Raw genomic sequence first — 21,428 nt, 5'->3', positions numbered from 1 at the left:
CGCTGGTATCGTATCTGGGCATGGGCTGGTTCGCGCTGTTCGCTTTGCCAAGCTTCTGGGCGCAATTGCCGCCCTTTACGACATGGGCAATTGCCGCAGGCGGGCTGTTCTACACCGCAGGCACCGTGTTCTACCGCCGCAAAGGCATGGCCTACCGCTATCCCATCTGGCACGCCTTTGGGACACTGGGCGGCACAAGCTTTTTCGCAGGCATCTGGGTTGCGGTGACGGGGTGAGAGTGAGGGGTGAGCGGGGGCAGTCAGGCAAGCAGGCCCAATACCAGCGCATCGAAATGCAATTTCGTATACTTTTGAGAAGGTTAAATTAACCGCTGAACGATACAATTTATGTCTCGTTTCTCGGGAGTTAGAAGAATGACCAATTTTGGAAAGCTGCTTGGAATTGGATGCGCGGCCCTAATTGCTCTGCTCATTTTTCTGTCGATACTTGGCGATTCGCTCGCAGAAAGCTAAAACGGATCAACCGAACGAGACGGTGATGACACACCCGACGAGAGTGATGCAGTTCTGGCACCCTTGTCGGAAATGGGCGACCAACGTGGAAAATGGTTGGTGGGGTCCCGAACCAATCCACTCGATGATAGTCAAACCACGGTTGCGTCCTTGACTGCGGATCAAGGGCAAGCTCGCTTCGGAGAACGAGTGGAACTGAAGGCCCGATGCCAATCAAATTCCACTGAAGTTTACGTGATCTGGCATGATTACCTTGGAGACGATAGCCGCAGCGTGTATGATGCCTTCAAATATGTTGAGGTGCGAATTGGGAAATCAGCCGCGAAACGACAGCGGTGGTCAATATCGACCGACAACGATGCGACATTTGCACCGAATAGTATCAGTTTTTTGAAGGCTCTTGTCGAGACAGACCGTTTGGTTTTGCAGACTGTTCCTTACAATGAATCGCCGGCAACAGCAATTTTTGATACAACTGGTGCCAAGGCGGCAATTGGTGAAGTTGCCAAAACATGCAATTGGGAATTGCCCTGATTGCCGCTTACTCCACCACGGTCACAAAGCTGTCGATCACGCGTTTGGTGCCGACGCCTTCAAATTCGATTTCGAGCTTGTTGCCTTCCTGGTCCACCACGCAGCCTGTGCCGAATTTCGCGTGTTCCACCATCGCGCCGATGCGGATGTCGGGGCGCGGGGGGCTGGCGAAGCTGGCGGCGGATCGGCCCTGTTCGCGCACGCGCACCTGTTTCGTCTCATAACCCGATGCCACCGCGCGCTGCCATCCGGGCCCGCGCGTTTGAGCAGCAGCCGGGCGCTGGGCGGCGACATGAGCGAACGGGTCTTCGTTTTCCGACCAGTTTGCCTGCCACAGGCTGGCACCGCCCGTCATCGTGGTTTCCGCCTCGATATGTTCGTCCGGCAATTCCTCGATAAAACGCGAAGGGATCGAGCTGATCCATTGACCGTAAATGCGCCGGTTGGCAGCGTGCAGGATGATGCAGCGCCGCCGCGCGCGAGTGATCGCGACATAGCCAAGGCGGCGTTCTTCTTCGAGGCTGGCGAGGCCCCCTTCGTCAATCGCGCGCTGCGAGGGGAACACACCTTCTTCCCAGCCCACGCAAAAGACATGGTCAAATTCCAAGCCTTTGGCCGCGTGCATCGTCATGATGGTGACGGTTTCTTCAGCGTCGCCGCGATCATTGTCCATGACCAGGCTGACATGCTCCAAAAAGTCGCCCAGCGTTTCATATTCTTCCATCGCGCGGGCGAGTTCGGAGAGGTTTTCGGCCCGGCCCGCGCTTTCAGGAGAGCGATCGTTTGCGAGCATGTCGCTATACCCGCTTTCATCCAGCACCAAACGGAGCAGATCCGCTGGCGTCATCTCCTCTGCCGCCTGCCGCCAGCTTAGAAAGCTGCGCATCAATCCGCCAATGGTGTTCGCCGCGCGCTTGGGCAATTCGTCGCTGTCCGCCAGTTCCAGCGAAGCGGCAGCAAGCGGCAACCCGGTGCGGCGCGCATGCTGGTGCATTTTTTCCAAGGCTTTCGCGCCAAGCCCGCGCTTGGGCTGATTATAGATCCGTTCAAACGCCAGATCATCCTGCGGCTGGGCAATCACCCGCAGATAGGCCAGCGCATCGCGAATTTCGGCGCGTTCATAAAAACGGAAACCGCCAATGATCCGGTAATTGACGCCGATCTGGATAAAGCGGTCTTCAAATTCGCGGGTCTGATATTGCGCGCGCACCAAAATGGCGACCTGATCGAGCGGCGCGCCTTCCCCTTCCAATCGCTCAATCTCTTCGCCCACGCGGCGCGCTTCTTCGGGCGCGTCCCACACGCCGATCACGCGCACTTTGTCGCCAGCGGTCGCCTGCGTCCAAAGCGATTTTTCATGGCGCTCAGAATTAGCGCGGATGAGGCCGGATGCCGCCCCCAGAATATGCGAGGTGGAGCGGTAGTTTTGTTCCAGCCGCACGACATGCGCGCCGGGAAAATCTTTTTCAAACCGCAGGATATTGGCAACTTCGGCCCCGCGCCAGGAATAGATCGACTGATCATCATCGCCCACCACGCAGATATTCTTGCGCGTTTGAGCCAGCAGGCGCAGCCACAGATATTGGACTGCATTGGTGTCCTGATATTCGTCCACCAGAATGTATTTGAACCGGTCCTGATACCCGGCAAGCACATCTGTATGCGCGCGAAAGATGTTGAGAATGTGCAGCATCAGATCGCCAAAATCGCAGGCGTTCAAAGCTTTTATCCGGTCCTGATACAGCTGATACATGGCTGCGCCGCGGCCATTGGCGTAGGCTTCATTTTCGGCTGCATCGAGATCACCGGGGTTCAGCCCCCGGTTTTTCCAGCGATCAATCAGCCCCGCCAATTGGCGCGCGGGCCAGCGTTTTTCATCCAGATCATTGTCATTGATGAGCTGCTTTAACAGCCGCAATTGATCATCGGTGTCGATAATCGTGAAATTGGATTGGAGGCCCGCGAGTTCCGCATGGCGGCGCAGCATCTTGGCGCAGATCGAATGGAATGTGCCTAGCCACGGCATTCCAGCACCGTTTGGGCCGTCACCGCCAGAGCCACCGGACGGGTCCAAATGCCCCGCCACGCGTTCGCGCATTTCGCGCGCGGCTTTATTGGTGAAAGTGACGCACAATATCTGGCTGGGCCAAGCGCGCCCGGTTGCGACCAGATGCGCCAGGCGCGCTGTCAGCGCCGCCGTCTTGCCTGTGCCTGCGCCCGCCAGCATCAAAACCGGACCTTCTGTTGTCAGCACAGCTTCGCGCTGCGGCGGGTTCAGCCGCGCGGCATAAGCAGGCACGCTGCCTTGCGGCGGGGGAGGGCCGTCGGCGGTTTGGGGGAGGGTGTTTTCCATGGGTCTGTATGTGAACAGGTAGAGAACGAAGCCCCGTCAAGCAAGGGCGCATTGCACAGCTTTATCCGGCATCGTCACCGATCTGGCGCAGTCATCACTCGCAGCCATTTTCGATTTATCCCGCTTTTCCAACGCCTCTCGCCGGGATGTGCCATGGGCGCGGTGCCGGGGCGGCGCGGCTCTGGCCAGCGCGAGGTTGCCTGCGCATAAAGAATGCGCCCGGTCATCAGGGGATCGCAAAAACCGGGCAAACGCAGTGTTCGTCGCGCTTGGGAGAAAACGCACTAATTCCATTGGAGAACACCCTCATGCGTACCCATTCACTCTACCTGGTCAGCGGCAGTTTTGCAGCGCTGACTATGGGCAATCCCACCCTCGTCGCTGCCATGGTGCAGGATGAAGCCGCTATCGAACAAGGCGAAGTTGTCACCGAAACTGCCTCCGCGATGACGGACGAACAGCAGATGATCTATGATGGCTGGCCCGCCGATCAGCAGGCTGCTTTTTCAGGATGGCCTGCCGAAACTCAGGATTACTACTGGTCACTTCCCGCAGAGCGTCAGGAATTGTTCTGGCGGATCACCGATGACAACAAAGTCTCGCTTACCGCCATGGGCGAAGAAGACCGCGCCAATGCCTGGCAAATGATCGAAGCGCGCGCCGCTGCGGTCGAAGGGGAAGCTGCGGCCCCGCCGCCGCCCGCTGCCCAGCCAGAGCCTGAAGCGCAGGTGATGCCGGAAGCTGAGCCCCAAGCAGAACCCCAAGCAGAACCTATGCCGGAACCTCAACCGGAAATCTAATCCTTAACCGGATAGCCTTGCCCAAAATGGGTGGTCATTGGGGCGAGGCAGCCGGGTCGGTGTGACCAAGCGCAAGACGCATAAGCGTCAGCTTGGCCTTACCGACCCGGCGCTCTTTGTCGATATCTAAGCCCTTGACCATCACGTCTTCCTTGGCGGCGGTTTCAAGCGCGATCCATGTCGCTTCATTAATCCAGCCAAGGCGCTGCAACCGGTCAAGCGCCACCGCGCCTGCGCCTGTAAAATAGGGCGGATCAAGCAGCAGCAGATCGTACGGCTCGCGCGCCGGGCCAAGCCGAGTGACAGAGGCTGCCTCTATCCGCGTTTGCGCGCGCGAATCCAGCGCGTCCACATTGGCTTTGATCGCATCAAGCGCTGCGCGGTCCTGTTCGACAAACAGGCACTGCGCCGCGCCGCGTGACAAGGCTTCAAATCCCAGAGCGCCAGACCCTGCAAACAGGTCTGCGACGCGCAGGTCTTCAAAACTTCCCAGCCGGCTGGTCAGCATGGAAAACAGCGTCTCGCGCGTGCGGTCGGCTGTGGGCCGGGTGGCAACACCTTTGGGCGCGGTGAGTTTGCGCCCGCGCCAATTGCCCGCAATAATCCTCATTGCATCCTCATTGCATCCTCATTGCATCCTCACTTCTGGCGCTTCAGCGCTGCCTGAAAGCGCGCCAGATCGCCTTTGCGAATGATCGCTGCCTGGCCGCGCGGCAGATCGCCCAGTTCAAACGGGCCATAAGCGGTGCGGATCAGCCGGTTCACTTTCAGCCCCAGATGTTCGAGCACTTTGCGAACTTCTCGGTTCTTGCCTTCGGTGATGGTCATTTCGATCCATTGATTTTTGGCGCTGCTCCCGCCGCCGCCGCTGCCGCCTCCTGAGCGTTCAAGATTGGCATCAATCGGGCCGTAACGCACCCCGTCAATCTCCACGCCATCGGCAAGGTCTTCCAGCTGGCTTTGATGCACATCACCAAACGCGCGCGCGCGGTATGTGCGCGGAATACCGGTGGAGGGCAGCTCCATCTGACGTTTCAGCCCGCCATCATTGGTCAGCAGCAATAACCCTTCGGTGTTGAGATCGAGCCTGCCAATCGGCATCAGCCGCGGCGTATCCTTGGGCAGGGCATTGGTGAGCGCGGCATAGATTGTGGGCCGTCCGGCAGGATCACGCTCTGCGGTAATAAGCCCGGTGGGCTTGTGAAAAGTGTATAGCCGCGTTGCCTCGGGCTCGGGGGCAAGCGGTTTTCCATCGACCCGCACTCCGCGCAAATCACGAAGAAACGTTGCGGGCGTTTTCACCAGATCACCGTCCAGCGTAATGCGCCCGGCCTCAATCATGCGCTCAATCTCTCGCCGGCTGGCAACACCAGCGCGCGCAAGCAATTTGGCGATGCGATCACCTTCGGGGCGATCAGAGCGGCGGTCAGGATTGGTTGGCATATCCCGGTGCGCCTAAGCGCTTAAGCGTGGTCCCGCAAGAGATCGGCGATGCCGGCATGAAACCGCGTGATCCCTGCCTCCAGCGTGCCAAGCGTAATATGTTCAATCGCGCCGGAGGAAAGCCCTTCCTGGCCAAGCTCTGCTGCGCGGAAATCTTCTGATGCAAACACCCCGCCATCAAGCAGCGCCCAGCTGCGTTCCCAATGGTCGCGCGCTTTGTCGCTTGCGGGCGCTTCGGGGATCAGCATGAAGTCCTCGACGATAGTGTGCCCCACCGATTGCGGCATCAGCACCATGATGTTGATGTAATCAGGGCTGGGCACGATGATTGTTGCAGGCACCAGCTGATAGGCAAACGTCGCAGTTTTACGCAAAGCGGCCATACAGGTGAGGTCGCTCGCATTCATCTCCTCGGCACGTCCGACAAGGCTGCGCTGATGCGGCCCGATCTGGTCGCCTGCGGTCACGCCGTCTTTGAAAAACGGCCCGATTGTGTCTGCATGCAGGCGGGTGACATGATAGCTTTCCAGAAACGCATCCATGATGAGCTTCCAATTGCCGTTCACACAATGCGTTTTGCGGCGGAACAGATGCGCGTCTTGCATTCCGAACGCGGCAAAATCTTCGCCCAAAATGTCTGCATGTGTGAAATCGGCATCGGGCGATGGCGAAAACCAGATCAGTCCGCCTGCCTCACGTGATGGCAATTCGGTAAGGCCGTGTTCCGATTTATCCAGCCCTGCGAATGTCTCTGGCCGGGGCAGAGCAAGCAGCTTGCCATCAAGGGTATAGGTCCAGGCGTGATAAGGGCACACTAGGCGCTTGGTGCACTGCACATCCTCCCCTTCGACCAGCCGGGTGCCGCGATGCTGGCAGACATTGAGGAACACATGCGCGGCTCCAGCGGCATCGCGCGTGATCAGCAATGGCCGCCCGGTATCGCTGTGCGCGGCTGCCATGCCCGGTTCGGGCAGCAAAGCCGATGGGCACAGCACCTGCGGCATCCGATCAAACAAAGCCGCTTTCTCGCGCGCAAAGTGATCTGGCGAGGTGTAAAGCGATGCGGGCAGGGTTCCGATGGCGTCGGCCGTGCGTGTCTCGCCGCTCTCGATGATCTTGGCGAGCGCCAATTGTCCGGGTGTTGGACGCAGGGCCTGCCCGGTCTTGGGGCCACGGGTACTTTTCGAGCCTCCGGGGGTTTTGGACCCATCCGGCAGGGGCGCGGCTGTGGACGCATTCATATCGCTGTCACTCTGGCGTTCCTATTCCTCTCATCCCCCGCTAGTGTGCCACGAAACGGGTAAAACGCAAAAGGGATCGAGATTTGACAGAGGCAGCGGCAGATAATCAGGCAAAGCCGGGCTGGGGCACATTGCTGCGTTCGCTGCGCAGTCCCAAGAGCGGTTTCATGGTCCTGTTCGGCTTCGCCCAAGGGCTGCCGCCTGCGCTGTTTTTGGGTACTCTTTATGCCTGGTTGAGCGAGGCTGAGGTCGATCTTGAAACGATGGGCGTTTTCTCGCTCGTGGGGCTGATGTATGCCTTTCAATTCTTGTGGTCCCCGCTGCTCGATAAAGTGAACATACCCGGCCTGAGCAAGCTGGGTAAGCGTAAGCAGTGGATGGTGCCGATGCAGCTTGTTGTCGGCGCTGCGCTTGTCACGATGAGCACGCTAAACCCCGCCACATCTTTGGGCTGGTTCAGCCTATTGGCTGCGATTGGAGCTTTCGCCAGCGCCACGCAGGATATTGCCATCAACGCTTGGCGAATTGATGTCGCTGACGAGGTCGCAACGCTCGATATTCTTTCCACCATCACGCAAATGGGGTTCCGCCTTGCCGCATTGGTAGGCGGCGCATTTGGTCTGATTTTGGCGGAACATGTCGGCTGGCCTCAAACATATGTGATTATGGGCGGCCTTATGCTGGTTATCGGTTTTGCAGGACTGTTTGCGCCTGATGTTAAAGTTTCTGACAAGACCACTGCCATTGCGGCAAGCGATGAGGAATTTGCTCAGCTTAATGCGGTTGGCGAAGTGAATGAGAAAACCCGCAACCGCGCGCTTTTGACCGTGGGCGTATTGTGGGGCTGGGCCATCATCACGGTGGTTGTTTTCATGTACCGTTCCATGACATCGGTGCCCGAAGACCGCCCCGATGTGACACTGTTTACCACCACCTATGGCCCTCTGATTGTGCTCGCGACCATCGTTCTGCCCGCTTTTGTCGCGGCATGGGTGGCCAAGCAAAAGCGCGACGGGACCAATGTTATCCTCGCGGTTGAGGCACCCGGAGAGGTTAGGTCTGCGACTTTCACCGATCATCTTTACCGCGCGCTTGTGCTGCCATTGGTTGAATTTGTGAGCCGCATGGGCTGGTCGCTGGTGCTGATCTTGGCGCTTGTTCTCACTTACCGCATCACCGATTCTGTATGGGGTGTGTTCGCCTATCCGTTTTACCTTGGGGAGCTGGGTTACACGGGAGAAGATGTCGCGTTTGCGTCCAAGATCCTTGGGATCTTTGCGATTATTCTGGGTCTTGCAGTGGGCGGTTGGCTTATCACCGTATTCGGGCGGATGTTCATGCTGACATTTGGCGCGGCTGTCGCTGCAGCCACCAACCTGCTCTATGCAGAGCTCGCCCAAGGCGGCGCGATGATGCAAGCGGCCAGCGATGCAATTGGATTTAGCTGGGCGGTGGAAAGCATGGCGAGCGGTCTGGGCTTTATCTTCTTCACCGCGTCGCCGCCTTCTGAAGGTTTGGCAAAACTGGCTTTCACAATCTTCTGGGAAAACCTCGCCATTGGGATAGCAGGTGCTGCCTATATTGCCTGGCTCAGCTCGATTGTGGCCAAGAAATACGCGGCTGTGCAATTCGCTCTGCTGTCATCCCTAACGCTGCTGATCGGCACTCTTGGCAGAGGGGCGCTTGGCCAGATGATCGAGGATCGCGGATATTACTTCGTTTTCATCTTTACCGCTCTCATTGGTGTGATTGCCGTGGTCTTGTGCGCGCTGGAATGGATGCGCGAAAGCCGCGCCGGAGCGAAAGCGGGCATTGTCACGCCTGATCCTGTCGCTTCTCAACCGGCAGCATAACTTTTGAGCGAGCAGCGCACCTTTTGGAGCGCGGGCGCAGCCTATTTTGAAAAGGAAGTGCTGGCCGCCTTTGCGGTGGGTGTTTCTTCGGGCTTTCCCTATGCGATGATTGGCGCGACGCTGACGACGCGGCTCGCGCAGGACGGGATCGATGTGAAAACGGTCGCGGCTTTCAGCCTCGCTTTCCTGGTCTACAATCTCAAAGTGTTCTGGGCATGGATCGTGGACGGAGTGCGCTTGCCGGTTCTGGGCGCGCTGGGTCAGCGGGTTTCGTGGATGGTGCTGGCGGGCACTTTGGTGATCGCAGCGGTGGTGAACCTTGCGCTGGTTGATCCGGCAGATAGCTTGACGGCCACCATCATAGCAGCGGTGCTGGTCGGAATTGCAGGGGCGACCTTTGATATTGTGATTGATGCCTACCGGATCGAAATATTGCGCCCAGACCAAATGGGCACAGGCGCAGGGATGAACCAATATGGCTGGCGCGTAGGCTCTGCTGGCGCTGGCGCCATCGCGCTGGTGGTGGCGGCGCGGTATGGGTGGGAAGCGGCCTATCTGGCGTGTGCGGGCTTTGCTCTGCCCGCCATGCTCACCGCGTTAATTATGGGCGAACCCGCAAGGCGAAAGGCAATGAATGCACGGCGCGGGCTGGGGGAGATCTGGCAATCGGTCGCAGGGCCATTTGCGGAGTTCTTCGCCCGGCACGGCGCGTGGCTGGTGCTCGCCTTTATCCTTGTCCACAAAATCGGCGATACGCTGGCAAACCTGACATTTCGCCTGCTGTTTGAGCATCTTGGATACTCCAATGACGAAATCGCTTTGTACGATGTGGGCGTGGGGTTCTGGGCCTATATCATCGGCATATTCGCGGGCGGCGTGATCTATGCGCGGCTGGGATTAAAGCGCTCTGTCTTACTGGCATTGATCCTGATGGCGGTTTCGAATGTCAGCTTTGCCGCATTGGCGGGGGCAGGGCACTCCAATCTCGGCCTTGCTGGCGCGATAGGGTTTGAGAATTTCGCCAGCGGATTTGGCGGCGTGGTGGTGGTCGCGTATTTCTCGGTTTTGTGCGACTTGCGCTTCACCGCCGCGCAATATGCGCTGATCTCAGCGGGCGCGAGCATTGTGGGGCGATTGCTTACGGGAACAGGCGCTGGCGCGCTGATTGAGGGGCTGGGCTATGTGCAGTTCTATCTGCTGACGACCGTTTTGGCGCTGCCGGGGATCGTGTTGTTTGCATGGATGATGCGCGCAGGGCTGGTCGATGATGCACTGGGGAGTGCGGGGCGCGGGACTTGAAACGGCTTGCTGCGAATGCAACGAGCCCGCGCCCGCCCACCCGATGGTGGGCGCGTTCCGCGCCAACCTGGGCGGCCGCTTTGCAACCAGCGTGCGTTAATCCGGGATTTCATCATTCAACTTGAGCGCCTCGCCAGCGAGGTAGAGCGAGCCTGCGATCAAGATGGGGAGGCTGTCATTCGGAAGTCTTTCGAACGCTTCCTGCAATCCATTGGCCGATGACGCTCTTGAACCAAACTCGGATGCTGAGTGGCTGTCATGCCCTGGCACTGGAACGACGGTGATGGTTTCAAGCAAGCTGTCTTCGGATCTAGCATAGGATCCCAAAAATCCCGCTGCGTCTTTATTCTGAAGCATTCCAACAATGAGATGTAGCGGGCGTATCTGACTTGTTTTGCTAAAGTGGTCGAGAAACATAACCGAGTGTACATGCATCCAGAACGTCCGCGCCGCAGAAGGATTGTGTGCACCGTCGAGCCATACCTCGCGCTTGCCTGTCAATGGTCCGGGTTTCAATTTTTGGAGCCTTGCTGGCCAAACCGCTGCCTGTATTCCTCTTCCTATTGCTTCCATCGAGACCTTCACTCTGTGTTGATGGCGTAGCATCGCAATGGCTAATCCTGCGTTTTTTACTTGATGTTCTCCAACAAGGCTTGGCGCGGGAAGCACATGAGACTTTTGCTTAGCTTCGTAGTTCTGGTGATCGACATAGCGAACACCGATTTTGTTATTCGGGCGCTCTTTGATAGCCCACCCCGTTTGCCCAATATTTCGGATAAGAGGCGCGCCTACCTTAAGTGCAGCATCTTCGATCGTTGGATTGACCACCGGCTGATACTCCGGAGCATTATCGAGCAATTCGTAATCGATCTCTGGTGGCCCATCAGGAATTTCCTTGAGCGGGGGATCAAACTCCGGCTCAGGATGATAAAGAGTCACCAAAGGCACGCCCTTCTTCGCAATCCCCGCTTTCTCAAACGCGATCCGCGCCATCGGCTCTTTTGGCACTCCGTCTTCAGGCGCGAGCAGGAATTTCTCGTGATCAATCCCCAAAGCCGCAATGCCGCAGGCCGCCAGAACATCAGGCTCAAGCACATTGGTAGCATCGAGCCGCCCGCCAAGGCCCACTTCAACCACGCAGGCATCGGCAGGCACGCGGGCAAATTCGGTAAAGGCCGCCGCGATGGTTATCTCAAAGAAACTGCACCCAAGCCCCTCTGCTGCATCGAAGACCTCTTCGAGCAGTTCAGCCAGCCGCGCATCTTCGATCAGCTTGCCCGCTACCCGGAAACGCTCATTATACCGCACCAAATGCGGCGAAGTGGTTACGTGGACCCGGTAACCCTGCGCCTCAAGCATCGCGCGCAGGAATGCGCAGGTCGATCCCTTGCCATTGGTGCCTGCAACATGAAAAACCGGCGGCAACCTTTTATGCGGATTGCCAAGCCGCGCCAGCAATTCGCGCACCGCATCAAGCCCCAGAACATCGCGCTGGATGCTCAATCCCGACAGGCGATCAAGCTGCGCCTGAACGCGCGGATCATCCGAACGGCCCATATCTCGCATGGTTAGAGGCGAGCGCCTTACGCTGCCGCTGAGGGCCGCATGTAATCGAGCACCTGCGCCAAGGTGGTTTTCAGGTCGCGCCGGTGCACCACCATATCAACCATGCCGTGCTTGTGCAGATATTCCGCGCGTTGGAACCCTTCGGGTAGTTGTTCGCGGATCGTGTCCTGAATGACGCGCTGCCCGGCAAAGCCGATAAGCGCGCCCGGCTCTGCGATCTGGACATCGCCCAGCATCGCATAGCTGGCCGTCACGCCGCCCGTGGTCGGATCGGTCAGCACGACAATGTAAGGCAGGCCTGCTGCCTTTAATCGGCGCGTCATCACCGTGGCCCGCGGCATTTGCATGAGCGATAAAATACCCTCTTGCATGCGCGCACCGCCTGCCGCTGTTACCACGACATAGGCGGCCTTGCGCGCCAAAGCTCGTTCGGCCCCGGCGCAAAAGGCCATGCCAACCGCCATGCCCATGGAGCCGCCCATAAAGCCGAAATCCTGCACGCCCACGACGGCCGGATTGCCCTCAATCGCGCCCGATCCCACCACAAAGGCATCATCATGCGGGTTCTTTGCCCGCGCGATTTTGAGCCGGTCAGTGTATTTCTTGGAATCTTTGAACTTAAGCGGATCCTCGGTCACCTGCGGCTGCGGGAGCAGGTCAAAACCGGGATCAAGCAGCAGGCCAAGCCGCGCATCTGCGCCAATGCGCCCGTGATGTTCGCATTTGTGGCAGACCGAGAGGTTCTCCTCATATTCGGCGACAAACAGCATTTCCTTGCAATTGGAACATTTGATCCAAAGGTCTTTTTCCGTGCTCTTCTTCTCATCGGAAAAGCCGAGCGAATTGCGAACCCGATTGAACCAGCTCATGTTTTTGCTTCCCTGATTGCAGCGACCATGTTTGCCGTCAGCTCTTGTAACTTAGCCGGAGCATCTGCGCCATATTCGCCCACCAAGTCAACGAGGGCAGAGCCAACAACCACACCATCTGCAACTTTGGCGATCTGCGCGGCTTGCTCTGGCGTGCGTACTCCGAACCCGACCGCGACGGGAAGATCAGTGGCCGCTTTAAGACGTTTGACAGCATCGGCAATAGAGCTTTGCGCGGCTTGTTGCAGCCCTGTGATACCGGCGACGGAGACGTAATAGAGAAATCCATCTGCATTGGTGAGCACGGCGGGAAGGCGCTCATCCGTCGTGGTCGGGGTTGCCAGCGGGATCCATGCAACGTCATGCCCGTCAAGTTCTTCGGCGAGCTCTGCGTTCTCCTCTGGCGGCATATCCACGCAAATGACGCCATCTACGCCCGCCCGGTAGCATCGTTTCGTAAACCAAGGCGCACCGCGGCGGATCATCGGATTGGCATATCCCATCAAGATCAACGGGACATCAGGGTGTCGCTGAGCAAAATCACCCGCAATTTTGAACACGTCCTCCGTGGTGGTCCCGGCGCCAAGCGAGCGCAGGTTAGCAGCCTGAATAGCAGGCCCGTCCGCCATCGGATCGGTGAAGGGCATACCTAGCTCGATAACGTCAGCTCCCCCTGCGACGAGCGCGTCAAGATTGGCCGCCGTGTCGCCATCGCCAGCGGTGATGAACGCGACGAAGGCTGGGTGGGGTTTGGAGAAGGCGGATTGGAGGCGGGTCATCACAAAGCCCCCTCACCTTCAGGGGAGGGGGTTGGGGGAGGGGGACTTGCCTGCAAATCAGCCACAACTTCGCCCAAACGGGTCAAAACACCATCCATATTGTCCATCACTTCAAGGTTTGAAAATCTGATCACCGTGTATCCCTGATCGTTCAAATATTGTGTTCTTGCCGCGTCGTAGTTTTGTTGGCCTGCATGAGTGTCACCATCAATTTCAACCACCAACTTGGGCGCGTTTGAGACAAAATCAGCGATATAGTTCCCAATCACCTTTTGCCTGCGAAACTTGATCCCTTGGAACCGCTCGGCTCTCAACTGATGCCACATCCGACGTTCGGGCTCTGGCATGACCTTGCGCATTTCTTTTGCCCTGTTCGTGAGGCGAGGGTCGCGCATTACCCCTCTCCCAACCCTCTCCCCTGAAGGTGAGAGGGCTTTTTGGGTCGTATCATTGCCCAAACAATTAGCCCGAGAGCTAAAATCGTGAAGCCAATCCAAGCAATCGCAAGATACCTTTCAAATTCTGGAGCTACCGGCTGGCAAAAGCCAAAGTGAATGCCGTCCTCTCTCGCGCGTCGGCAAGGGTCTCCATTTCTCTCCCAATCGACGACACGCGTAATGAGTGCCAAACTGTACAAGTAGCCCATCGCGAAGGACGATAGGACCGAAAGGGCAGCAATCAGCAACCGCCAATCGCACTTCACATCTCCACCCCAAGCCTCTCGGCCACGGTGAAAATGTCCTTATCGCCGCGCCCGCACAGGTTCATGCAGATGATCTCGTCCTCGCGCATCGACGGTGCCCGCTTGGCAACAGCTGCGAGCGCATGGGACGGCTCCAGCGCAGGGATAATCCCTTCGGTGCGGCAGAGCAGTTGGAAGCCTTCGAGGGCCTCATCATCAGTAACCGCAGTGTATTCAACCCGCCCACTTTCTTTCAGCCAGGCGTGTTCGGGGCCGATGCCGGGATAGTCTAGCCCTGCGCTGATCGAGTGGCCTTCGGTGATCTGACCGTCTTCGTCTTGTAAGAGGTAGGTCTTGTTGCCGTGCAGCACGCCGGGCGCTCCGCCCAAGAGACTTGCCGCGTGCTCATCGCCATCAAGACCGTGGCCTGCCGCCTCAACGCCGAGCATTTTGACCTCCGTATCGTCCAAGAACGGATGGAACAGGCCCAAAGCGTTTGATCCCCCGCCAATGCATGCAATCAGCAGGTCGGGCAGGCGGCCAGTGCGGGCGAGCAATTGCGCGCGCGCTTCGGTGCCGATAACGCTTTGAAAATTGCGCACGAGTTCGGGGTAGGGGTGCGGCCCTGCGGCGGTGCCGATGATATAGAAGGTGTCGTGAACATTCGCGACCCAATCGCGCAGCCCTTCATTCATCGCATCTTTCAAAGTCGCGCCGCCGCTGGTGACGGGGACGACTTCTGCACCCAGCAGTTTCATGCGGAACACATTGGGCGATTGGCGCGCGACATCTTCTGCGCCCATATAGATGACACAAGGCAGGCCGAACCGCGCGCACACCGTAGCGGTCGCAACGCCGTGCTGGCCTGCGCCGGTCTCGGCGATGATCCGCGTTTTGCCCATGCGGATCGCGAGCAGGATTTGCCCGATGCAATTGTTGATCTTGTGCGCGCCGGTGTGATTGAGCTCGTCGCGTTTAAACCAGACCTGCGCGCCCATTCCTGCTTCGGTATCCTTGCGCAGTTCCTCGGTCAGCCGCTCGGCGTAATAGAGCGGGGAAGGGCGGCCCACATAATGTTCCAGAAGGTCGTCAAATTCGGCCTGAAAGGCCGGATCAGCCTGCGCGGCGCGATATTCGCGTTCCAGATCAAGGATCAGCGGCATCAGCGTTTCAGCGACATAGCGTCCGCCAAATTCGCCAAAATGCCCGCGGTCATCGGGCTGATTGCGGAAGGAATTGGGTTGTTTGTTCATGATTGCAGCGCCGCCTGACAGAAGGCCTTGATCTTGTCCACGTCCTTGATGCCGGGGCCGGTTTCCACGCCCGATGATGTATCGACCAGATCAGCGCCTGTCAGATCAATAGCTTCGGCGACGTTTTCAGGGGTTAGCCCGCCTGCAAGGCCCCATGGCACGGTGTGCTCAAATTCCTTCAACAGATCCCAGCGAAACGCGGCGCCATTGCCGCCGGGCAGAGCTTGCCTGCCATCTTTGGGTTTTGGCGCTGGGGCATCGAACAGCAAACGGTCAACTTTGCCTTCAAAGCGGGCAGATTTCGCCAGCGTTTCTGCATCGCGCACGCCCAGCGCTTTCCACACTTCGACCCTGCCTTTTTCGCGCACCAATCCGGTCCATTCGGGCGTTTCGCGGCCATGAAACTGAACGATGTCGGGTTTGACGGTGTCGATCGCGTGCCCCGTTTCCTCAACCGAGGCATTCACGAGCAGCAGAACGGTTTTCGCCCTTCCTGCGATCATCCCGCGCAAGGTTGCCGCCATATCGAGCGCCACGTGGCGCGGGCTTTGCGCAAAGTGAACCAGGCCAATATGAGTCGCACCCGCATCAATAGCGGTGTTGATGGCAAGCGGGGTTTTCAGCCCGCAGATTTTGATTTGCATAGGTCTTAAAACTCAAAAAGTTAAAGCGTCGCTTCAATCGCGCGGGCTGCCGCGACCGGATCATCCGCTCGGCTGATTGGACGGCCGATCACCAGCACGCTGGCGCCATTGTCGCGGGCAGATCGGGGGGTGACGACGCGTTTTTGATCGCCAGTTCCTGAGCCTGATGGACGAAGGCCGGGAACGACGAAGAAACCGTCTTTCCATTGCTTGTGCACTTTGCCCACTTCGCGGCCCGAACACACAATCCCATCGAGGCCCGCTTTCTCCGCCAATTCGGCCAAGCGCATCACTTGCGTTTCAGCGCTGCCGTAAATGCCCGTATCAGTGAGGTCATTGCTGTCGAGGCTGGTGAGCGTGGTCACCGCGACAACTTTGCACCCTTCGGCGGCGGCGGCCTTGGCATCCTCCATCATCGCGCGCCCGCCCGATGCGTGGACCGTGACGATGGCAGGTTCATAGACATGCACCGCCATCATGGCAGCGGCGACCGTGTTGGGGATGTCGTGAAATTTGAGATCGAGAAAAATGGGGAGGCCCATATGCGCAATTTCGTGCACGCCGTGTCCGCCATGCGCGCAGAAAAATTCCAGCCCCAGCTTTACTCCGCCAATATGCGACTTCACCTTTTTGAGAAGCGCGAGCGCGGGATCAACCTGCGGCACATCCAGCGCGAGATAAATCGGATTGCTCATGTCGAGGCGCCTTGGCCGGGTGACAATCCCCCATCGCTCCCGGCGGTTTCCACAAGCTTATCCACTGGTGAATTTACCTCAGGTGCAATATCAGGTCTGCGCGATAAGGCATTGGATTTGATTGAGCTTTCGAGGCTACGAATGCGCCGATTAAGGCTCCATTTGACGCCGCGATGATAGATCCAGAACGGCACCACACCAAGCAGCCAGAAAACCAGCGCAATGACGCCAACCGGCCAATCGAACCCGACAGGGTCAGTAGAAGGCCAGAATTTGACCCGCTGCGGCTCTCCATAATTGATCAGCACGAAGATAGCGACGAACACTGTCACCAAAACCCAGATAAGAGTGCGCACGATTTGCACGAGGTGAACCCCTGTTTTGAATTGCTTCGGTCGCGCTCAGCCTAGGCTTTTTGCGCGCTAAGTCCAGTTAGGCAGGCCAAGTCTGATTAGACTCTTTGAGTCCAGTCAAGCAGTTAAAGCCAGGCTGAGTAGAGTGAGCTTAGCCAAACACCCGGGCAAAGATCGTCTCGACATGTTTGAAATGGTAGGCGAGGTCGAATTTCTCCTCCAGCTCAGCCTCGCTCAACACGTTGGTTACCTCGCCATCGGCTTTCAGCAGATCAAGCAGCGACAGTTTGCCCGAACTTTCCCACACTTTCATCGCGTTGCGCTGCACGATGGCATAGGCATTCTCGCGGCTGACCCCGGCCTGAGTGAGCGCAAGCAGCACGCGCTGCGAATGGACAAGCCCGCCCATGCTATCAAGATTGGCTTGCATTCGCTCAGGATAGACCAGCAATTTTTCCACCACACCCGTGAGCCGCGCAAGGCTGAAATCGAGCGCAATTGTCGCATCGGGGCCGATATACCGCTCGACCGAGGAATGCGAGATATCGCGTTCATGCCACAGCGCGACATTTTCCAGCGCGGGCATCGCATAGCTGCGGATCATGCGCGCCTGGCCAGTGAGGTTTTCGGTCAGCACCGGATTGCGTTTGTGCGGCATGGCCGATGAACCCTTTTGCCCCTTTGAGAAATACTCCTCGGCTTCCAGCACTTCGGTGCGCTGCAAATGGCGGATTTCCACCGCCAACCGCTCAATCGAGCCCGCAATCACCGCCAAAGTGGCGAAATACATTGCGTGGCGGTCGCGCGGGATCACCTGAGTGCTGATGGGTTCAGGGGTAAGGCCCAGCTGATCGGCGACGTATTCTTCAACCGATGGATCGATATTGGCAAAAGTGCCCACCGCGCCCGACACGGCGCACGTCGCAATTTCCGCGCGCGCTGCCACCAGCCGCGCCCGGCAGCGGTCAAATTCGGCATAGGCCTGTGCCAGTTTCAGCCCGAATGTCACTGGCTCTGCGTGGATGCCGTGGCTGCGCCCGATTGTGGGGGTGAATTTGTGTTCCTCAGCGCGGGTCTTGATCGCGGCCAGCAGCCCATCAAGATCGGCCAGCAATATGTCGGATGCGCGCGCCAATTGCACTGACAGCGTCGTATCGAGCACATCAGAGCTGGTCATGCCCTGATGCATAAAGCGGGCTTCATCGCCGACTTGTTCTGCGACCCAGGTGAGAAAGGCGATCACATCGTGCTTTGTCACCGCTTCGATGGCGTCGATCGCGGCGACATCGATGGCCGGATTGGTCGCCCACCAATCCCACAGCGCTTTCGCCGCGCTTTCGGGCACCACGCCAAGGTCGGCGAGCTTTTGCGTCGCATGCGCCTCTATTTCGAACCAGATGCGAAATTTCGCCTCCGGCTCCCACAGGGCGGACATTTCGGGGCGGGCATAACGCGGGACCATGGGCTCAGCTTTCCTTTGCGGTGGTGCGCATCAATGCGCTTGGCGTGCGGCTATGGTCCGCAGGCGCGCTTGGCAAGAGTGTGCGGGGTGTCATAAGCTGCCTTGTCCCCGAAAACGGGCACGTTCGAATATCCCAATTGGCACCGGATATGGACGTTTTTCTCCTTTGGAGTGATATCCAAAACCGTTTGACTCGCCTAGTTTCACTTATAAACTGCAATTCTACACTTTGATTTCTGGGGCTTATTCATGATAATTCGAACCTGGCGCGCAGGTATTTGCGTTGCCGCATTGGCGTGGTCTTCGGCGTCGCTCGCGGGCGATGAACCGATTTATGAGCCCGCGCCCGATTGGATTGAGCCTGCCTTTCTCGATACGATTGATCGCGATCCCGGCAATTCAATGCTGGTGAACGACACGCAGCTGCGCATTATCGAAGGGCGTTTGTGGGAATACAAAGATCTCGTCTACAAAATCTCCAGCCTTGCCGATCTGTCCAATGTCGGCACGCTAAAGGCCCAGTGGCTACCCGATAAGGGCGATCTGATCGTCCACGAAGTTGCAATCTTGCGTGATGGCGAAGTGATCGACCTGATCGCGGCGGGCGAGGAAATGGAGGTGCTGCGCCGCGAAAGGATGCTCGAACAGCGCATCCTCGATGGATCGCTCACCGCGACCATGGCAGTGCCCGGATTGCAAGTCGGCGATGAATTGCGCCTGCGATATTCGGTGACGACGTCCGATCAGGCTTTGGGCGATCAGGTGCAAAGCCAGTCTTATCTGTGGCGCAAGCAGGAAAATGGCGGGTTTCCCGGTAGCGGTTCAGGCAACACGCAAGAAGCCGATTTTGCCCGCGTGCGCGCATCTTGGCCCAAGGGTTTGGGCGTTCAATATAAGGCAGGGCCAAACTTTGACGTGCCCGCAACCGATGACGAGGGCGGCTTCACCACGCTTGAGGTGACATTGCCGCTTGAGAAAGCAGACGACATTCCCAGCGATGCGCCGCTGCGGTATCAAGCAGGCACGATCCTGCAATTGGGCACTTTTCAGGCATGGTCCGATGTATCAAGCGTGATGGCGCCCTATTACGAAACCGATGGCGCGCTGGCGGGATTAGATGATTTGAGCGCGAAGGTGGAGGATATTCGCACCCAATATTCCGCCGATCTGGAACGCGCGGTCGCGGCGCTCGAACTGGTGCAGGAAGACATCCGCTATCTGCTCAACGGGCTGGATGGCGGGAATTACCTTCCGCAGGATGTGGCCACGACCTGGGATAAGAAATACGGCGATTGCAAAGCCAAGACGGTGATCCTGCTCGCTCTTCTTGATGAGCTGGGAATTGCCGCAGAACCCGTTCTGGTATCCTCGCGCAGAGGCAATCTGGTGCCTGTGTCGCTGCCTTTGCCCGGCGCGTTCGATCACGTGCTGGTGCGCGCGAGCATTGGCGGTAATCTGTATTACCTTGATGGCACGTCGCTGGGCGCGAACATCAATGTCGTCGGCAATGTGCCGAATTTCGAATACGCGCTGCCGATCCGGGCAAGCGGCGGTGATATTGAGCGCATAGAGCAGGTTCTGCCGCGCACGCCTGAGGTTTCCAATACCATCACGGTCGATGCCTCGGCCGGTGTTGATGTGCCCACTTTGGTCACCATGACCGCAAAGTTTTACGGCCCAGCCGCGGCCCAATTTACCGCAGCGGCGGAGAAAATCACCGAAGAGCGCAAACGTGCAATGTCGCGCGGGATGAGCAATGAATTGGCCATGGTCGAGTTTGATATCATCCCCGGGGAAGATGACAGCGAAGCGACCATGGTGATAAAGGGCGTGTCGTCGCCTTCGTTCGAATTTGATGGGCCTCGCGGGGAAGCATCGATTGGCATGTTTGCCGAAGCTATGCGCTTTTCCCCGAATCGGACCCGGCGCGAATGGCGCGAAATCCCAGTGCGCAATGGCGCGCCGAGCAGCGTGCAGATGTCAATCGACCTCACGCTGCCTGATGCACCGGGCGGGTATGAACTGCGTGATGCTCAGCCGATTGATGTCACAATTGCAGGCAAGCATTATGAGCGCACAATCGCGCTCAACGGCATGCGATTGACTGCGCTTGAAAAACTGACCAGCCTGGGCGGGGAAACCGCGCCAGAGGCGTTCCGCGAAGAACGCCGCAAAGCAGCGGCACTCGTCCGCCAGAAGCCGCTGCTGATCGCGCCCGATGATGCACCGCGTATCTGGCGTTATGCGACCCAGAAAGATCGCAGCGCGCTGGAGTCCTTGGCCAAAGCCTATGCAAAGATGATCGAAAACGATCCGGACGAAATGAACCCGTACATTCTGCGTGCGGCATTCCGGTTCGACACGTTTGATTTTGCCGGTTCACTGAAAGATATGGACAAAGTCGTCGAGCTGGAGCCGACGGCGGAGTTTTTTGGCCAGCGTTCGACGGTTCATGCAATGCTTGGCGATCAGAAAAGCCAGAAAGCCGATCTGCAAGAAGCCTATGCGCTTGATCCGACCCCATCGCGGGCGATTGCGCTGGCTGAAACGCTCTCATTGCTGGGCGAACTCGATGAAGCTCGCGAAATTCTGGAATATGAAGACGGCGATGAGAATGTGCGTGAGGAACTTGCGGTTGCTCTGGCCGAAGTGGAAGCGCTTGAAGGGAACCCGCAGCAGGGTTTGCTGCGCATTTCGGACCTGTTGATCGATAAACCCAATAATCCCTATCTGCTTAATCAGCAATGCTGGTATATGGGCGTATGGCAGATCGGCATGGATGATGGCGTATCGGCCTGCACCAAAGCGGTAGAAAACGCTGACAACACCGCCAATGCCATCGACAGCAGGGCGATGATGTTCCTGCGCAATGGCATGTATGAAAAAGCCTTGAGCGATGTCGACGCGGCGCTGGAGCTTAGCCCCAATCAGGCCGCATCGGTGCTGCTGCGCGGTATCATTCGCCTTGCCAAAGGGGACCGGGGCGGGCAGTCTGATATCGATGATGGGCTGGCACGCGATCCCAGTCTGCGCGCCGTTTATCGCCAATGGGGTTTTGATATTTAGGTTGGACCGCACCCGCGCGGGCTGCTGTTTTGGACTGAGCCGTGCAAGCTTTGTCAAACCAGC

The 21,428-nt window shown here is 58.0% G+C and carries 21 protein-coding genes; 6 read left to right on the top strand and 15 right to left on the bottom strand.

The genetic code is table 11. The features are described from left to right. Window positions 1–20: 20 nt before the first annotated feature. Together AC0V6W_RS02085 and AC0V6W_RS02080 are read left to right on the top strand one after the other, a co-directional pair. Window positions 21–236, top strand: a complete 216-nt coding sequence (locus AC0V6W_RS02085) for a hypothetical protein (protein WP_486151687.1) — start codon at window positions 21–23, stop codon at window positions 234–236. A gap of 309 nt (window positions 237–545) precedes the next feature. Further along, complete coding sequence (locus tag AC0V6W_RS02080; protein ID WP_486146677.1) at window positions 546–1,007, top strand: hypothetical protein; 462 nt, start codon at window positions 546–548, stop codon at window positions 1,005–1,007. 7 nt (window positions 1,008–1,014) lie between these two features. On the opposite strand, the gene AC0V6W_RS02075 is transcribed toward AC0V6W_RS02080, so the two are convergent. Continuing rightward, entirely contained in the window at window positions 1,015–3,360 is a 2,346-nt protein-coding gene (locus AC0V6W_RS02075) for an ATP-dependent helicase (protein ID WP_486146675.1), read from the bottom strand. A 74-nt stretch (window positions 3,361–3,434) separates the two neighbouring features. Continuing rightward, window positions 3,435–3,587 carry a hypothetical protein gene (locus AC0V6W_RS02070; RefSeq protein WP_486146673.1) on the bottom strand — a complete coding sequence of 51 codons (153 nt, stop codon included), beginning with the start codon at window positions 3,585–3,587 and terminating at the stop codon, window positions 3,435–3,437. Window positions 3,588–3,668: 81 nt separating this feature from the next. Between AC0V6W_RS02070 and AC0V6W_RS02065 the strand changes: the two genes are divergently transcribed. Continuing rightward, on the top strand, window positions 3,669–4,160 hold the full coding sequence (locus tag AC0V6W_RS02065) for a hypothetical protein (protein WP_486146671.1): 492 nt from the start codon (window positions 3,669–3,671) through the stop codon (window positions 4,158–4,160). 34 nt (window positions 4,161–4,194) lie between these two features. Here the strand turns inward: AC0V6W_RS02065 and rsmD are convergent, their stop codons facing one another. The 3 genes from rsmD to AC0V6W_RS02050 are packed head-to-tail and all read right to left on the bottom strand — an operon-like array spanning window position 4,195 to window position 6,844. Beyond that, window positions 4,195–4,770, bottom strand: coding sequence for a 16S rRNA (guanine(966)-N(2))-methyltransferase RsmD (rsmD, locus tag AC0V6W_RS02060; RefSeq protein ID WP_486146669.1), 576 nt, complete (start codon window positions 4,768–4,770; stop codon window positions 4,195–4,197). 29 nt (window positions 4,771–4,799) lie between these two features. Beyond that, window positions 4,800–5,603: a pseudouridine synthase gene (locus AC0V6W_RS02055; protein ID WP_486146667.1), complete on the bottom strand. Its 804-nt coding sequence runs from the start codon at window positions 5,601–5,603 to the stop codon at window positions 4,800–4,802. A gap of 20 nt (window positions 5,604–5,623) precedes the next feature. After that, a complete protein-coding gene (locus AC0V6W_RS02050; protein ID WP_486146665.1) occupies window positions 5,624–6,844 on the bottom strand; it encodes an aromatic ring-hydroxylating oxygenase subunit alpha in 1,221 nt (406 codons plus the stop codon). 83 nt (window positions 6,845–6,927) lie between these two features. Here AC0V6W_RS02050 and AC0V6W_RS02045 point away from each other — a divergent pair, with 83 nt between their 5' ends. Both AC0V6W_RS02045 and AC0V6W_RS02040 read left to right on the top strand, forming a co-directional pair. Then, a complete protein-coding gene (locus AC0V6W_RS02045; protein WP_486146663.1) occupies window positions 6,928–8,697 on the top strand; it encodes an AmpG family muropeptide MFS transporter in 1,770 nt (589 codons plus the stop codon). A gap of 3 nt (window positions 8,698–8,700) precedes the next feature. Continuing rightward, complete coding sequence (locus tag AC0V6W_RS02040) at window positions 8,701–9,996, top strand: AmpG family muropeptide MFS transporter (RefSeq protein ID WP_486146661.1); 1,296 nt, start codon at window positions 8,701–8,703, stop codon at window positions 9,994–9,996. Between the two features lie 96 nt (window positions 9,997–10,092). Here the strand turns inward: AC0V6W_RS02040 and AC0V6W_RS02035 are convergent, their stop codons facing one another. The 10 genes from AC0V6W_RS02035 to AC0V6W_RS01990 all read right to left on the bottom strand — a co-directional run bounded on the left by AC0V6W_RS02035 (window position 10,093) and on the right by AC0V6W_RS01990 (window position 18,481). Then, a complete protein-coding gene (locus AC0V6W_RS02035) occupies window positions 10,093–11,562 on the bottom strand; it encodes a bifunctional folylpolyglutamate synthase/dihydrofolate synthase (RefSeq protein WP_486146659.1) in 1,470 nt (489 codons plus the stop codon). A 17-nt stretch (window positions 11,563–11,579) separates the two neighbouring features. Next, window positions 11,580–12,431 carry an acetyl-CoA carboxylase, carboxyltransferase subunit beta gene (gene accD / locus AC0V6W_RS02030; protein WP_486146657.1) on the bottom strand — a complete coding sequence of 284 codons (852 nt, stop codon included), beginning with the start codon at window positions 12,429–12,431 and terminating at the stop codon, window positions 11,580–11,582. Continuing rightward, window positions 12,428–13,210 (bottom strand): tryptophan synthase subunit alpha, encoded by a 783-nt coding sequence (gene trpA / locus AC0V6W_RS02025; RefSeq protein WP_486146655.1) that lies wholly within the window; start codon window positions 13,208–13,210, stop codon window positions 12,428–12,430. Before trpA ends, accD begins: the two co-directional genes overlap by 4 nt. Then, window positions 13,210–13,605: an endonuclease domain-containing protein gene (locus AC0V6W_RS02020; protein WP_486146653.1), complete on the bottom strand. Its 396-nt coding sequence runs from the start codon at window positions 13,603–13,605 to the stop codon at window positions 13,210–13,212. Before AC0V6W_RS02020 ends, trpA begins: the two co-directional genes overlap by 1 nt. Window positions 13,606–13,909: 304 nt before the next feature. Then, a complete protein-coding gene (trpB, locus tag AC0V6W_RS02015) occupies window positions 13,910–15,145 on the bottom strand; it encodes a tryptophan synthase subunit beta (RefSeq protein WP_486146651.1) in 1,236 nt (411 codons plus the stop codon). Beyond that, on the bottom strand, window positions 15,142–15,789 hold the full coding sequence (locus tag AC0V6W_RS02010) for a phosphoribosylanthranilate isomerase (RefSeq protein WP_486146649.1): 648 nt from the start codon (window positions 15,787–15,789) through the stop codon (window positions 15,142–15,144). Before AC0V6W_RS02010 ends, trpB begins: the two co-directional genes overlap by 4 nt. A gap of 20 nt (window positions 15,790–15,809) precedes the next feature. Then, window positions 15,810–16,484, bottom strand: a complete 675-nt coding sequence (gene pyrF / locus AC0V6W_RS02005; protein ID WP_486146647.1) for an orotidine-5'-phosphate decarboxylase — start codon at window positions 16,482–16,484, stop codon at window positions 15,810–15,812. Continuing rightward, the gene (locus AC0V6W_RS02000; RefSeq protein ID WP_486146645.1) at window positions 16,481–16,849 is read right to left on the bottom strand and encodes a LapA family protein; all 369 of its coding nucleotides are present in this window, start codon (window positions 16,847–16,849) and stop codon (window positions 16,481–16,483) included. Before AC0V6W_RS02000 ends, pyrF begins: the two co-directional genes overlap by 4 nt. Before the next feature lie 139 nt (window positions 16,850–16,988). Beyond that, window positions 16,989–18,299 (bottom strand): adenylosuccinate lyase, encoded by a 1,311-nt coding sequence (gene purB, locus AC0V6W_RS01995; RefSeq protein ID WP_486146643.1) that lies wholly within the window; start codon window positions 18,297–18,299, stop codon window positions 16,989–16,991. A 50-nt stretch (window positions 18,300–18,349) separates the two neighbouring features. Next, window positions 18,350–18,481, bottom strand: coding sequence for a hypothetical protein (locus tag AC0V6W_RS01990; RefSeq protein WP_486146641.1), 132 nt, complete (start codon window positions 18,479–18,481; stop codon window positions 18,350–18,352). 67 nt (window positions 18,482–18,548) lie between these two features. Here AC0V6W_RS01990 and AC0V6W_RS01985 point away from each other — a divergent pair, with 67 nt between their 5' ends. Further along, on the top strand, window positions 18,549–21,365 hold the full coding sequence (locus AC0V6W_RS01985; protein ID WP_486146639.1) for a DUF3857 domain-containing protein: 2,817 nt from the start codon (window positions 18,549–18,551) through the stop codon (window positions 21,363–21,365). Window positions 21,366–21,428: the final 63 nt, after the last annotated feature.

The sequence above is a fragment of the Erythrobacter sp. JB1-7 genome, from assembly GCF_057365015.1.
This window is presented reverse-complemented; position numbering and strand designations above follow the sequence as displayed.